Genomic DNA, 14386 nt, shown 5'->3' with positions numbered 1-14386 from the left:
CTGGAAGAGGCGGCTACTGCCTCGGGCGCAACTCCCGGCGTGGGCAGGATTGTCCTGGCGGCAACACCCATAGGCAACGTCGGGGACGCTTCCGCGCGTTTGGTTGAACTCCTTGGCACCTCGGACATCGTGGCCGCAGAGGATACCCGCCGTTTGCACCGGCTGGTCACTGCCCTTGGGGTTGAAGTCAAGGGACGCGTCATCAGCTACCACGAGCACAATGAGGTAGCCAAGACCGGTGAACTGTTGGACCACGTCCGCGCTGGCAAGACCATCCTGATGGTCAGCGACGCCGGGATGCCCGCAGTTTCGGACCCCGGCTTCCGTCTGGTGGAGGGTGCGGTTGCTGCCGGGCTGACGGTCACGGCGGTTCCCGGCCCTTCCGCGGTACTGACGGCGCTGGCGCTATCCGGTTTGCCCACCGACCGTTTCTGCTTTGAAGGATTCCTGCCGCGAAAGTCAGGGGACAGGAACTCACGCCTTGCAGACCTGGCCGACGAACGCCGCACCATGGTCTTCTTTGAGGCCCCGCACAGGCTTGAGGTCATGTTGCGGGCACTTCATGAGCGTTTCGGGGCCGATCGCCGCGTGGCAGTCTGCCGTGAGCTGACCAAGACGTATGAAGAAGTCATTCGCGGCACGTTGCGTGAACTGCTCCAGTGGGCAGAGAACAACGAGGTCCGTGGCGAGATCGCGGTTGTGGTGGCCGGTGCGCCCGAACATGAACCCGGCAAGCCGGAGGACCACGTCGCAGCGGTCAACGAGCTCATTTCGCAAGGCATCCGGTTGAAGGAGGCCGTAGCCGCAGTGGCCGAGGAGGCCCGGGTCAGCAAGCGGGAGCTCTACTCAGCGGTACTAGCAGCGCGCTGACCTATGCTGTGCACCTGCACAAATCGACGACCATGTGGCAGTGCGTGAAGGCGTAGACACTGCTTCTCGTGGGGCAGTACCGTGGCAGTAATTCAAGCCACTTCCGGCAACGAACCCCTGTGGTGCAATTCTCCAAAGCACCCAAGACGAAGGAGTCGCCATGACTGTCACGGTTGAACGCGAAAGCGAACTGCTGGCTTCCGTCCCTACCGGCCTGCTGATCAACGGTCAGTGGCGCCCGGCTGGTTCCGGAAAGACCTTTGATGTTGAGGACCCGGCAACGGGCAAGGTCCTGCTCAGCATCTCCGATGCCGGTGCTGAAGACGGCGCTGCCGCCCTCGACGCCGCTGCTGCCGCCCAGGCTGACTGGGCACGCACCGCACCGCGCGAACGCGGCGAAATTCTGCGCCGTGCCTTCGAGCTGGTCACTGAGCGTGCCGAAGACTTCGCGCTGCTGATGACCTTGGAAATGGGCAAGCCCCTGGCCGAAGCCCGTGGTGAAGTGACCTACGGTGCCGAATTCCTGCGCTGGTTCTCGGAAGAAGCTGTCCGCGTGTCCGGCCGCTATTCCGCAGCACCTGATGGCAAGAACCGCCTGCTGGTGCAGAAGAAGCCGGTGGGCCCCTGCCTGCTGATCACCCCGTGGAACTTCCCGCTGGCCATGGCCACCCGCAAGGTAGCCCCAGCTGTCGCAGCCGGCTGCACCATGGTGCTCAAGCCCGCAAACCTGACCCCGCTGACCAGCCTCCTGTTCGCCCAGGTCATGCAGGAAGCCGGCCTTCCCGCCGGTGTCCTGAACGTCATCCAGACCTCCACGGCAGGCGCTGTCACGGGCCCGCTGATCAAGGATGACCGTCTCCGCAAGATCTCCTTCACCGGCTCCACCCCGGTGGGCCAGGCCCTGATCCGTGAAGCCGCGGACAAGGTCCTGCGCACCTCCATGGAACTGGGTGGCAACGCCCCGTTCGTGGTCTTCGAGGACGCGGACCTGGACAAGGCTGTTGAAGGTGCCATCGCCGCGAAGATGCGCAACATGGGCGAGGCCTGCACCGCAGCAAACCGCTTCATTGTGCACGAGTCCATCGCCGATTCCTTCGCGGAGAAGTTCGCCGCCAAGATCGGCGCACTCACCACCGCCCGCGGCACCGAGCCGGAGTCCAAGGTTGGCCCGCTGATCGACGGCAAGGCCCGCGACGGCGTTCACGCCCTGGTTTCCGAAGCCGTAGCAGGAGGTGCCACAGCAGTCACCGGTGGTGCCGCCGTCGACGGTCCCGGTTACTTCTACCAGCCCACCGTGCTGAAGAACGTTGCCGCAGATGCCCGCATCTTGCAGGAAGAGATCTTCGGACCGGTAGCGCCCATCATCACCTTCTCCACCGAAGACGACGCTGTTCGACTGGCCAACAACACCGAATACGGCCTGGTTGCCTACGTCTTCACCAAGGACCTCAACCGTGGCCTGCGCATCAGCGAAAGGATCGAGACCGGCATGCTCGGCCTCAACGCCGGTGTGATCTCCAACGCCGCCGCGCCGTTCGGTGGAGTCAAGCAGTCCGGCCTGGGCCGCGAAGGCGGCTCCGAAGGCATCGAAGAGTACCTCTACACCCAGTACGTAGGTATCGCGGACCCGTACGCCGACTAATGCTGCTCTTTCCACCAAGGAGCCCTGTCCGCCGCTCTCGCAACAAGAACGGCTGACACATGCAGGGGCCCGGCCCCGGAACCACAAGTTCCGGCGTCGGGCCCTTTGCGTCTGAATCCGGATCAGCGGTCCCGGACCTAGTGGCGCTGGGGGAGCAATCCTTTGAGCCTGCGCCAGGAAAAAGCGATCGCCCGCCCCGTTGCCGTGCCGAACCTTCCAACAGCCCGGAACGGTGCGCCGAGGGCATGCACCCAACGCTGCATCATCGACGGCGGCAGCCAGTCCGCGCGGAAGCGGACCAACCAGCGGGCATTGTTCCGCAACGATTCGCGAACGACAGCGATCCGGGCGGCCGCTGACGGCGCAATCGTCATGGTTCGGCCGTACCGTTGCCGTTCGAAGTCCGAGGTGAGGGACGCGACTGCCTCATGTGCGGCGTCGTCGAGTCCTCCCGCGACCCCCAAGGCGGAGCTGGAGCGCAGCCGGGCGGAGAAATGCCTCGGCGTCTCGCTGGGCGTTGACGGCACGCCGTAGTCGGTGGAGAGATCCTGCAACTCCGCCCACGCCAGTTCAGGGGCAGGATCCTTATAGCCCGGGAGCTCGGAATCGGCCGGAGGCTTTTGGCTGAGCCGGCGTCGCCGGAGCACCGTCCGGCTCAGCCTCGGCGACCACAGGAATCCAGCAAGCACCAGGACCCCGGCCACTGCGGCGCCGATCGCCGGCCACGGGTTCACTGCGGCCGAACTTGCGGCAGGCGTATTCAAGCCAGGGAGTGGGGCGGCTGGGGTGGGAGCGGGGGCGGGGGTGGTAAGCACCTCTTTCTCATCGGCGTTGGTGCTCAAGTTGCCGGCTATCGAACTTTCCGTCGCGTAGTCCGGAGGAACGCCGCGGGACGGTGTCGGCTCGAAGGGGACCCAGCCCAGGCCCTCGAAGTACAGCTCAGGCCACGCGTGCGCGTCCCGGGCGTCAACCTCGTACTCGGGGAAGGATCCCTGACCCACCAAGGCCACCGATTCACCCGTGAGGCGGCCCGGCGCGTAGCCCACCGCAATCCTGCTGGGGATGCCTTCAGCCCGTGCCATGACCGCCATGGCGGAGGAGAAATGGACGCAATAGCCGCTCTTCACTGCAAGGAAGTCGGCCAGGACCGAGAGGCCATTGCCGTCATAGCCATTCTGGACGGGAGCCTGAAGTGAATAAGTGAACTCGCCTGAACGCAAGTACTTCTGGATGGCCAGCGCCTTCGCGTAATTGCTGCCAGCCGATGCCGTGACGGTATCAGCCGTTTGGCGCACGATATCCGGAAGGTTCCCGGGGACCTTCAGAAAGTCCTCGGAGATATCCTGCGGAACAGCATTGGCCTGGGATAGGGACTGCGCAGTGATCTTGGGAGCTGCGGAGAAAACCACATACCGTTGCGCGCGGGTGGTGGTCTCCGTGCTCATGATGCTCAAGGTTGATGGATCCCACGTCCATCGTCCGTTAAGGCCGTTTACGGAGGCGGGGGCAAATGGAGCAGGAAGGTAAGGGCTGGAAAACAGGCCCGCATTGACCGACGTGACTGCGTTGACCACCTCGCCTTGGATCGCATATCCGGTCTCGATCCTGTCCACGCCCGCCCGGCGACCCGCCCCCCGATCATCAGGGGCCCAGGTTTCGCCGTCGAAGTTCTCCACCGTCACGGACCGGAGGTACAGGGGAGCACTGGCACTGGTGGCATAGGTGATGCGTCCCGAACCGGTGGGGCTGCGGAGGCTGTTGCCCAAAGTGATCATGGGGTTGAGCCCATTGGAGGTTCCCCACGGGCTCAGCCGGGAGCCCTGCGGAAAGGTGCCGGTCTCGAAACCGGGAATCACCACAGGGACGGTCATGGTCAAGGCCAGTGCCAGGCCGCCTGTAATCACAGAGCGCCTGAACTGCCCGGCTCCGCGTCCTGAACCCGACTGCAACCTCGCATCCGGGGCGAACCAGTGGCTGCACCCGAGGATGAGCAGGTAGCCCACGGCCGCGCCCATGAATCCGGCGACGCCCACGCTCTGGGGCTTGATGGTTGCCGGGACCACCATGACAGCCAGGAGACCAATACCGCTGGCGGCCGGCATGGACAGGGGAACGGCAAGGGCATCGATCAAGATCACCAAGAGGCCCAGGCAAGCGCAGAGGACAAAGACGATCCCCGCGTTGGGTGCTACAGGAGCACTTTCGGACACCACTGTCTCTGCAGCCCGTTTGATAAGGCGTCCGACGGCGGTGAAGGTTCCGGTGGTGGGGATGAACCCCGCCAGGCTTTCCTGGCGGCAGAAAATGAAGCTGAGGATGCCGGCCAACGAGGCAAATGAGGCCAAAGTGACCAACAACGGCTGGGCACGGAGCGCCCGGAGTACAGCAAGCGTCAGTGCGACCACCACCACGGTGGTGATCAGCGGCATGAACCAGGCCCAGCCCCTCAGGACTCCATTCAGGGACAGGGCAGCGCCAAGAACGGCCACTGAGACTGATCCCGCCATGACCCACGGGTATGGTCCGGCCCCCGGGGCCCGTGGCCGTAGCGGCTTGCCGGGTGCGGGCGTGCCGGAATCGGGCGTGCCGGAAGGACCGCCGGGTTGAGTCGGCGCGTTGGGGGAGCCTTGGTGTGATGTAGCTGTCATCGGGGCACCGCCGCTCCACGCCGGACATCCATGGCGGCATCGGCCGCCGCCACGATTCCGCCCTCGTCGAAGGCAGACCAGGCTGCGGTCAGCCGGGTCTTTGAGGTGACTGCCGCCGCTCTCCAACCTGCCAGGCGCAGGATCTCCAATACTTGGTCGGTGTTACGCGAAGCATCGGTCACCACCATGGCGAAAGCATTGGCGCCATACCCGGCCGCGGGAGCGAGCGCCCGTGCTTCTGCGAGTGTCAGGTTGCCCACCAAGGCCAGCAGGGGGCCGCGCAGGCGATGCGCCGAGAGTTTGTCCATCAGGTGGTCGTTGAACGGAGAATCCGCAGTCTCCGCGCCCGCTGCGCCGGAGGTGCCCTCTTTATGTTCCGGACCGGATTTGTGGTCCCCGTTCTCGGCCCGGTGGTGATCCGGCCTGACGTGCCGGGGGCCGCTCAGCTCCACAGCCGCCAAAGCCTCGGCGATTGCCTGAAGGCCGCCCGCACCCGAGAACTCCTCCGCATCAGGATCCGCGGCCGACCTCGAACGGTGGAACGCCGGCCCACCGAACGAGTCAAGGAGCCGCAACGAATAACTTCGTTCCGCCAAGTGTGCGGCGATCGACATCGCTGCCGTAACTGTCCACTCAAAGTTGGTACTGGTGACCAAATCCGAATCTTCGTCACGGCTTCCGAACACGGAGCCGTTTCCGGAGGCAAAGGCGGTGAACCTTTGGTCAAGGATGAGAGTCGCTTCCGGTGTGGTTACCGACTCCTCCTGACGGACCATGAGCTGGCCATGGCGGGCCGTAGCGGCCCAGTGAACGCGTCGCATGGGGTCCCCATGCCTATACTCGCGGGTCATAATGTCGTCGTCGCTGGGATTGGCCCGGATGCGGGTTGCCGTCACGCCGTCATTGCCCCGCGCCCCGGCCAGGCCCGTGACGGGAAGTTCGACGGCGGCAGGCGTCACGGTCAGGAGGTCGCCGTCGTCAATTGCGTGCCTGCGCAAAGACAAACCAAACGGGTCACTGAACTCTGCCGTGACCGGACCGATCCGGAACTGTCCACGCTTGCCCGAGCGAAGGTGATACTCGTAGCGGCTGGTGCCACCTGACGCTGACCTGGCCGGAAAACGGAAAGCGGGAGGCTCCCCGAAACGCTGAGGCAACTGCTCCTCCATGATGACCTGCCCCGTGGCAGATGAAGAACGGGCAATGGCCAGGCGAACAGTGGTGGTGCTTGAGGTTTCCACCGTGGACGGGTTGAATTCGCGGTACACCTGGAACTTTGGTTTGAGTACCCGGACGCCGGCAAGCGCCACCAATGGCAGGAGAATCAGCAGGACCGCCAAGGACAGGAGATCGCGCCTTCCCATGACGTAGGCGCACCCCAGGGAAAGGGCCCCGGCTGCCAGGAGTCCCCAGCCACGGTTGGTGAATAAATGCTTGGGAAGCCGATCCAAGAGCGCCATTGGGGCGTGTCTCCTAAACGCTATGCCTGTCCCTGCGCCATGCGCCGGGCGGTTCCTGGGCAACGGGCAGGGAAGCGAAGATGCCCCGAAGAATACTCTGTGGAGTATCGCCGGAACTCGCGGCTTTGCGATCCAGGATGATCCGGTGGGCCAGCACCGATTCGGCAACGTCCACCACGTCATCAGGGAGGACAAAATCGCGGCCATCCAAAGCTGCCGTGGCCTTGGCAGCACGCAACAATTGCAGCAAAGACCGAGGGCTGGCGCCCAGGCGAAGGCGTGCGCTGTCCCGGGTGGCCCGTCCAATGGCCACCGTGTACTCCTTGATGGCCGTGGAGACGTACACCTGCTGGACCGTGGAAATCATGGCAGCAACATCGGCAGCGGTCACCACGGGAGTCACGTTTACCAAGGGCGAGGACGCCTGATGCGTCTCCAGCATCTCGATTTCGGCGTCCTTGTCCGGGTAGCCCATGGAAATCCGAGCCATGAAGCGGTCACGCTGGGCTTCAGGAAGCGGGTAGGTGCCTTCCATTTCGATGGGATTCTGTGTGGCTACCACCATGAAGGGCAATCCCAGCTGGTAGGAATGGCCGTCCACGGTTACCTGGTGCTCCTCCATGCATTCCAGCAGCGCGGACTGGGTTTTGGCCGAAGCGCGGTTGATTTCGTCACCGATGACGATGTTCGCGAACACGGCGCCGGGGCGGAACTCGAACTGCCGGGAAGACTGGTTGTAGATGGACACGCCAGTGACATCGGAGGGAAGCAGGTCAGGGGTGAACTGTATTCGGGAGACCGTACAGTCCACACTCCTCGCCAACGTCTTGGCCAACAGGGTCTTGCCCACGCCCGGGACGTCCTCCAAAAGAAGGTGACCCTGGGCCAGGAGGACCGTCAGGGCGAGCTTTGCCGCGTCCGCTTTGCCGTCTATGACCTTATTGATGGAACCCAGGATGCGCTGGCTGGCATCGTGGAACCGTTCCGCGTCCATGACCTGCGGCCTATGCCCGTTGAGCCCGGAACCATCCTGTGGCAGGGTGCTGTAAGCCTCGCCCTGGACGGGCGGAGGCTCAACGGTGACTTGTTGCTTGGACTCCATGAATCGCCCTTCAGCCGTGGCCTCGGCAACAGCAATCTTCGCTAAACGCTGTTGTTGTTGACCGCTTGTCCGTTCCAGACTACCTAGACATTGGCCGCCGCTGACATAGTGCTCCGGAATTTATGTGCCATGTGGAATTTAGTGTGTACAACTTGGTGGTTGCCCAAGGAGGACCGCAGTCCGATTAAGGTGGAAGCATGTGCAACTCCCTCGCCCCAGCACCCTACAGGGCGCCATCCGATGCAGCAGAAGAAAAAGATTCCCGCCGGGAATACCCGCCGGCACCGGAGCCCCTCCCCGTAGCCGTCATGGATAACCACACACATCTGGACTTCAGGCACGGACTGATCGAGGTCTCCGTCAGGGATGCCATGGACTCCGCAGAAGCGGTGGGCGTGCAGGGAGCCGTGCAGGTAGGTTGCGACCTCGAATCGTCACGATTCACAGTGCAGGCCGTGGACGCTGATCCCCGGCTACTGGGCGCCGTGGCCATCCACCCCAACGACGCCCCCGAATACGCGGCCCGCGGGGAGCTGGAATCCGCGCTCGCCGAGATCGAGGAGTTGGCCCGGCATCCGCGGATACGGGCCATCGGTGAGACAGGGTTGGATTTCTTCCGGACCCACGGTGAAGGACTGGCGCATCAGCGGTACTCGTTCCGCCGCCACATCGACATCGCCAAACGGCTTGACCTGACGCTGCAGATTCACGACCGCGACGCCCACGACGACGTCGTCCAGGTTCTGCGCGAAGAAGGCGCTCCCGAGCGTGTGGTTTTCCACTGCTTCTCCGGAGATGAAGAACTCGCCCGGATATGCAACCGGAACGGATGGTACATGTCGTTCGCCGGGACAATGACGTTCAAGAATGCCGGGAACCTCCGCGCCGCCCTCGCCATCGCCGAGCCAAGCAGGATTCTGGTGGAAACCGATGCACCGTTCCTCACACCCCATCCCCACCGTGGCAAGCCAAATGCCAGCTATATGGTGCCCTACACGGTCCGGTCCATGGCGGACGTGACAGGAGATGACTTGTCCGAACTTTGTTCCCGCCTGGCCGAAAATACCTTGAATGCCTACGGATCCTGGGCATAAACGGCCCTTTTGCGTCCAGGTTCAGCAGCCCGGCTGGATACCCGGTATGCACGTTTCTTGGTTCGTTTATAACGGATCGGTTACTGTGTTAAACAAGTAGCCGGGGTCGGGGAAGGCCTTCGGACAACTGCGTCGGTTCATTCCGGGGCAATCAGTTGAATGTTTTTTGGCGGCGCAGATGCCGGCAGCAAGAGCAGGACCAGGCGTGTTGCCTGGCCCTGATGTTTTGCGGTCGGCATTACTTTTGCGCTTTTCCCCGTGCCCGGATGGTCTGAGAGTAATGGGCGATCGTGATCAAGTTCTTCACAACGGATGGCAAGTTCAGCTTCCTCAAAGTAGGTACCCAGTTGCTGGTAGTCGCGGCGCTGGTGGTTGGAGTTGTGGCCTTCGTGGGCAACAACAAGACCGTCACCCTCAACGTGGACGGCAAAGTGAGCTCCATCCAGACCTTTGGCGGCACTGTTGACCAAGTGGTCAAGGCAGCCAAGGTCGAGCTGAAGGACGCGGACCGCGTTTCGCCGGCCCTCGACGCGAAGGTCGACAACGGTTCAGTGGTGAACGTCAACCTGGCCAAGGCCGTGTCCATCGAACTGGACGGCGCCCGGAAGACCGTGAACACCACGGCCCCTGATGTTGCAGGCCTTGTGAGCGAGCTCGGCGTAGCCAGTTCCTCCGAAATCTCCCAGCCCAAGGAAGCGTCGTTGGAAGTAACCGGCTCGTTCGTTTCCATCTCCACGCCCAAGACCATCAGCGTCGTAGCTGACGGCAAGGACACCAGCACCACCACGACGGCGGCCGACGTCGCCACCGTGCTCAAGGAGACCGGAATTACTGTGGGCGCCAACGACCACATCTCCCAGCCCGGCAATGCTCCGATCGTCCAGGACATGGTAATCAAGGTCTCCCGCGTGGACACCAGCAAGACCGCCGAAGCCACAGAAGAAGTTCCCTTCGAAAGCGTGAAGAGCGACAGCGCGGAGCTCTTCAAAGGCGAAGAGAAGGTGACCCAGGAAGGCGTGGCAGGATCGTTGGTCAAGACTTTCAAGCTTGTCCTCGTCGACGGCCGTGAAGCTTCCCGCACCCTGGTCTCCAGCAACGTCGCCACCCAGCCGGTTCCCGAGAAGATCAGCGTCGGCACCAAGGCCCGTCCCGTTGCCACTCCCGCTCCCCAGGCAGCAGCCGCCGCAGCGGCACCCGCAGCCAGCGGCCCCACCGGCGCCCCGAACGAAGCCATGTGGGACAGGATTGCGCAGTGCGAATCGGGCGGAAACTGGTCCATCAACACCGGCAACGGCTACTACGGCGGACTGCAGTTCTCCAGCCCCACCTGGTTGGCAAACGGTGGTGGAGCCTACGCTCCCAACGCCAGCCTGGCCACCAAAGCGCAGCAGATTGACATCGCAAACCGCCTCTACGCAAAGAACGGCCTCAGCGACTGGGGATGCGCCCACGCGGCCTGACCCCGCACAGGCGATACGATACCTAGGTGACTGAACCGAATTCCGAACCCGCCGCCGTCGCGCCTTTGATGGGTGCCACAGATATCCGACGGCTCGCCGAAGAAATCGGTGTACGCCCCACCAAAACGCTGGGGCAGAACTTTGTGATCGACGGCAACACGATCCGCAGGATCGTGGCCGCTGCCAACATAGCCGATGGTGAGACCGTGCTGGAGGTTGGCCCCGGCCTTGGCTCCCTGACGCTCGGCTTGCTGGACGCAGCCAAGACCGTGGTCGCCGTCGAAATCGACCCCGTCTTGGCGGAAAAACTGCCCGAGACCGTGCGGGCCTGGCGTCCCGAGGCGGAAGAGAACTTCCACCTGGTGCTCTCGGACGCCATGAAGGTCACCGAACTGCCCCTGCCTCCCACCGCGTTGGTGGCCAACCTGCCCTACAACGTGGCTGTGCCCGTGGTGCTTCACCTGCTGCAGCATTTCCCTAGCCTCCAGCACGGCCTGGTCATGGTGCAGGACGAGGTTGCCGACCGTCTTGCCGCCACGCCGGGTTCCAAGATCTACGGTGTTCCGTCGGTCAAGGCTGCCTGGTACGGGCACATGCGCAAGGCGGGTGTGATCGGAATGAACGTGTTTTGGCCGGCACCGAAAATCCATTCAGGATTGGTGGCTTTCACCCGGCACGACCCCCCGGAAACGCATGCAACCCGTGAACAAGTGTTCGCTGTCATTGACGCAGCCTTCGCGCAGCGGCGGAAGACACTGCGAGCAGCACTTGCCGGTTGGGCCGGGAGCGCCTCCGAAGCCGAACGGTGCCTCGTTGCCGCCGGTGTTGACCCCACCGCACGCGGCGAGGTCCTGGACATCAACGCCTACGTCAAGATCGCCGAAGCCCGCCACCCTGTGAGCGCATGAACCCGGGCGGCCGCAAACCCAGCAGCCTCCCGTTCGTGGGGGAGCGCTTCCACGCTCGCACAGTTCGGGTCAAAGCCCCGGGCAAAGTCAACGTCTCCCTGAGCGTGGGCCCGTTGCGGCCTGATGGCTACCACTCGGTTGCCAGCGTGTACTTGGCCGTCTCCCTGTATGAGGAAGTGGCTGCCACAAGTACAGAGACTCCAGGAATCACCGTCAGCATCAGCCCGGACAGCACACTGGACCTTGACGGTGTGGATATCCCCTTGGACGAACGCAACCTCGCCTACAAAGCGGCAGCCATCATGGCCGAAGTGTCTGAAAAGCCAACAGGCGTGCACTTGGAAATCACCAAACGTGTGCCCGTGGCCGGTGGAATGGGCGGCGGATCCGCAGATGCCGCAGCCACCCTGTTGGCGTGCGACGCACTGTGGAACAGCGGCCTCTCACGCGAGGAACTCGCGCATTTGGCGGCCGAGCTGGGCGCGGACGTTCCGTTTTCGCTCCTGGGCGGCACCGCCGTCGGGCTTGGCGTGGGAGACGAACTCTCACCCGCACTGGCCAAGGCACAAATGGACTGGGTGCTGGTTTTTGCCGACTACGGGCTGTCCACACCTGACGTATTCCGCACCCTTGACGGTCTCCGGGATTCCGAAGGCGCCGAGATTCCGGAGCCCGTTGATGTTGACCCCACCATCCTCCAGGCCCTGCGGAACGGCGATCCCGAAACCCTCAGCCGCGTGCTCATCAACGACCTCCAGCGGGCCTCCATCACGCTCGCCCCCCAACTTCGCGACACCATTGGGCTGGGCGAAGCGCGAGGCGCCCTCGCCGGCATGGTGTCAGGCTCCGGTCCCACCATCGCGCTGCTTGCCCGGGATTCCGTCGCAGCCGCGGTTCTTGCTGAAGAGCTCGGCCACCGTGGACACAATGCCCTGGCCGTACACGGTCCGGTTCCCGGCGCCCGGATCATCTCCGATACCCTCCTTTAGTACCCTCCAGCTCCCGTACCCCCGCATTCCAGCAGTAGAAAGTAGTACCCATTGGCCCACCTGCTTGGCGGCGAAAACCTCACCGTTTCGTTCGCGACCCGCACTGTCCTCGACGGCGTCACCCTAGGCTTGGAGGATGGCGACCGCATCGGCATGGTGGGCCGCAACGGCGACGGTAAATCGACGCTCATGCGCCTGCTCGCCTCCCGCTCGACGCCGGACTCCGGTCGCGTCACCAAGCGCGGGGACGTCAACGTCGGCTACCTGGACCAGGGCGACGTGCTCGACGGCGACCTGACAGTGGGCGCTGCGATCGTCGGCGACCGCGCGGACCACGAATGGGCGGCCAATCCCAAGATCCGCGAAGTCATGGGCGGACTGGTGGGCGATGTGGACTGGCACGCCAACGTCCACGCCCTCTCCGGTGGCCAGAAGCGCCGCGTCGCGCTGGCCAAGCTCCTCATCGAAGACCACGACGTCATCATGCTGGACGAACCCACCAACCACCTCGACGTCGAAGGCGTCGCCTGGCTGGCCCGGCACCTCAAGACACGCTGGCGCGCCAACCAGGGCGCCTTCCTCGTAGTCACCCACGACCGCTGGTTCCTGGACGAAGTCTGCAATTACACCTGGGAAGTCCACGACGCCATGGTGGACATGTTCGACGGCGGGTACGCCGCCTACGTCTTGGCGCGCGCCGAGCGCGACCGCACCGCCGCCGTCGTCGAAAGCAAACGCCAGCAGCTCGTCAAGAAGGAACTTGCGTGGTTGAGGCGCGGCGCTCCCGCCCGAACCGCCAAGCCCAAGTTCCGCATCGAGGCTGCCAATGACCTCATTGCCGATGTGCCCGACCCCCGCGACTCCGTTGCCCTCAGTAAAATGGCAACCGCACGCCTGGGTAAGGATGTGCTTGACCTTGAGAACGTAACGCTGGACTTCCTGGACGGCAACGTGGGGCAGAAGCTCTTTGACAACATCACGTTGCGGCTGGCCCCGGGCGAACGGCTGGGGCTGGTGGGCGTCAACGGCGCCGGCAAATCCACCCTGCTGAAACTGCTTAATGGCGAAATCCAACCGAGCTCGGGCAAGGTCAAGCGCGGTAAGACTGTGGTTACGGCCGTATTGACCCAGGACGTTAAGGAACTGGACGACGTCTCCGATCTTCGCGTCATTGAGGTCATCGAGCGCGAGAAGCGGTCCTTCAGTGTGGGCGGCAAGGAATTCACCGCCGGCCAGCTGGTGGAGCAACTCGGGTTTACCAAGGAGAAGCAGTGGACCCCCGTTTCGGACCTTTCCGGCGGTGAGCGCCGGCGGCTTCAACTCCTGCGCCTGCTGGTGGGGGAGCCCAACGTACTGATGCTCGACGAGCCCACCAACGACCTTGATACCGACACCCTTGCCGCCGTCGAGGATGTCCTGGACGGTTGGCCCGGAACCCTTGTGGTGGTCAGCCACGACCGTTACCTGCTGGAACGCGTCACCGACAACCAGATGGCCTTGCTGGGCGACGGCAAACTCCGTGGGCTGCCCGGCGGCGTGGATCAATACCTGGAACTGCGTGAAGCCGCACTGGCCTCGGGCGCCGTTGGGGGCGGCTCCGGTGCTCCGACCGCCGCTACCGGGTCCTCGTCCACTGCCGCCTCTTCCGGTGCCAGCGAAGCCGAAAAGCGCGAAGCCCGCAAGGACCTTAACAGGATCGACCGTCAGCTCGGCAAGATCTCACAGCAGGAAGAAAAGCTCCACACCCAGATGGCCGCTAAGTCCGAATCCGGCGACTTCGATGCCCTGGGGGAGCTCAACGCCAAGCTGCAGGAGCTGCTCGAGGAGAAAGAGGGCCTGGAGATGGAGTGGCTGGAGGCCGCCGAAATCCTCGGCGAGTAAGGGTGCTGCGGCCTGTCAGTGCCGTTTCGCCGTCGCTTAGACACGACGCATAGGGGCTCCTGCGGTCGCGGGGCGACCTACGGTTCCCGATGCGCCGCGATGCGCTCCTTCGCGAAACGCCACTGACCGCCGATTACCAACGCTCGCTCACATCCCGCGGGTTTGGGGCGATCCCTCTCTCACATCCCGCGGGTTTGGGGCGATCTGCGGTCGTCAAGTTTTTGAGACAGGTCTCGTTGTTGTTTTTGGTTAGGCGGCCAGGGGTTGCTGGGCGCGGGTTTGGTAGTTGGTGTGGGCTTTGGCTGGTGGTATGCCGCCGGCTCGGCGGTTGG

10 protein-coding genes are annotated in these 14386 nt (G+C 63.7%); 7 read left to right on the top strand and 3 right to left on the bottom strand.

From position 1 onward, the window contains the following. Together rsmI and MOD31_RS19625 are read left to right on the top strand one after the other, a co-directional pair. Positions 1-870 carry a 16S rRNA (cytidine(1402)-2'-O)-methyltransferase gene (gene rsmI / locus MOD31_RS19630; RefSeq protein ID WP_250821480.1) on the top strand — a complete coding sequence of 290 codons (870 nt, stop codon included), beginning with the start codon at positions 1-3 and terminating at the stop codon, positions 868-870. A gap of 160 nt (positions 871-1030) precedes the next feature. Continuing rightward, the gene (locus MOD31_RS19625; protein ID WP_142939845.1) at positions 1031-2512 is read left to right on the top strand and encodes an NAD-dependent succinate-semialdehyde dehydrogenase; all 1482 of its coding nucleotides are present in this window, start codon (positions 1031-1033) and stop codon (positions 2510-2512) included. A 137-nt stretch (positions 2513-2649) separates the two neighbouring features. Here the strand turns inward: MOD31_RS19625 and MOD31_RS19620 are convergent, their stop codons facing one another. From MOD31_RS19620 to MOD31_RS19610, 3 genes are read right to left on the bottom strand one after another with little or no spacing between them, the layout of a single operon-like run. Then, complete coding sequence (locus MOD31_RS19620; RefSeq protein ID WP_250821459.1) at positions 2650-5160, bottom strand: DUF3488 and transglutaminase-like domain-containing protein; 2511 nt, start codon at positions 5158-5160, stop codon at positions 2650-2652. Next, on the bottom strand, positions 5157-6620 hold the full coding sequence (locus MOD31_RS19615; protein ID WP_250821458.1) for a DUF58 domain-containing protein: 1464 nt from the start codon (positions 6618-6620) through the stop codon (positions 5157-5159). Before MOD31_RS19615 ends, MOD31_RS19620 begins: the two co-directional genes overlap by 4 nt. A gap of 13 nt (positions 6621-6633) precedes the next feature. After that, positions 6634-7722: a MoxR family ATPase gene (locus tag MOD31_RS19610; RefSeq protein ID WP_142939840.1), complete on the bottom strand. Its 1089-nt coding sequence runs from the start codon at positions 7720-7722 to the stop codon at positions 6634-6636. Between the two features lie 197 nt (positions 7723-7919). Here MOD31_RS19610 and MOD31_RS19605 point away from each other — a divergent pair, with 197 nt between their 5' ends. The 5 genes from MOD31_RS19605 (at position 7920) to MOD31_RS19585 (ending at position 14054) form a co-directional block, all read left to right on the top strand. Then, the gene (locus MOD31_RS19605; protein ID WP_142939839.1) at positions 7920-8816 is read left to right on the top strand and encodes a TatD family hydrolase; all 897 of its coding nucleotides are present in this window, start codon (positions 7920-7922) and stop codon (positions 8814-8816) included. A gap of 290 nt (positions 8817-9106) precedes the next feature. Then, the gene (locus MOD31_RS19600) at positions 9107-10276 is read left to right on the top strand and encodes a resuscitation-promoting factor (RefSeq protein ID WP_142939838.1); all 1170 of its coding nucleotides are present in this window, start codon (positions 9107-9109) and stop codon (positions 10274-10276) included. 26 nt (positions 10277-10302) lie between these two features. Then, positions 10303-11184 carry a 16S rRNA (adenine(1518)-N(6)/adenine(1519)-N(6))-dimethyltransferase RsmA gene (gene rsmA, locus MOD31_RS19595; protein WP_142939837.1) on the top strand — a complete coding sequence of 294 codons (882 nt, stop codon included), beginning with the start codon at positions 10303-10305 and terminating at the stop codon, positions 11182-11184. Continuing rightward, a complete protein-coding gene (locus MOD31_RS19590; RefSeq protein WP_250821457.1) occupies positions 11181-12173 on the top strand; it encodes a 4-(cytidine 5'-diphospho)-2-C-methyl-D-erythritol kinase in 993 nt (330 codons plus the stop codon). The genes rsmA and MOD31_RS19590 overlap by 4 nt, the downstream gene beginning before the upstream one ends. Before the next feature lie 51 nt (positions 12174-12224). After that, entirely contained in the window at positions 12225-14054 is a 1830-nt protein-coding gene (locus MOD31_RS19585) for an ABC-F family ATP-binding cassette domain-containing protein (protein ID WP_250821456.1), read from the top strand. Positions 14055-14386 lie beyond the last annotated feature (332 nt).

This window comes from Paenarthrobacter sp. TYUT067, assembly GCF_023656375.1.
Taxonomy (GTDB): Bacteria; Actinomycetota; Actinomycetes; order Actinomycetales; family Micrococcaceae; genus Arthrobacter.
This window is presented reverse-complemented; position numbering and strand designations above follow the sequence as displayed.

What these genes read in the sequence shown, in the direction of transcription:
- MOD31_RS19625 (WP_142939845.1), top strand. Translation starts at nt 1,031, where the DNA reads ATGACTGTCACGGTTGAACGCGAAAGCGAACTGCTGGCTTCCGTCCCT.
- MOD31_RS19620 (WP_250821459.1), bottom strand. Translation starts at nt 5,160, where the DNA reads ATGACAGCTACATCACACCAAGGCTCCCCCAACGCGCCGACTCAACCC.
- MOD31_RS19615 (WP_250821458.1), bottom strand. Translation starts at nt 6,620, where the DNA reads ATGGCGCTCTTGGATCGGCTTCCCAAGCATTTATTCACCAACCGTGGC.
- MOD31_RS19610 (WP_142939840.1), bottom strand. Translation starts at nt 7,722, where the DNA reads ATGGAGTCCAAGCAACAAGTCACCGTTGAGCCTCCGCCCGTCCAGGGC.
- MOD31_RS19605 (WP_142939839.1), top strand. Translation starts at nt 7,920, where the DNA reads ATGTGCAACTCCCTCGCCCCAGCACCCTACAGGGCGCCATCCGATGCA.
- MOD31_RS19590 (WP_250821457.1), top strand. Translation starts at nt 11,181, where the DNA reads ATGAACCCGGGCGGCCGCAAACCCAGCAGCCTCCCGTTCGTGGGGGAG.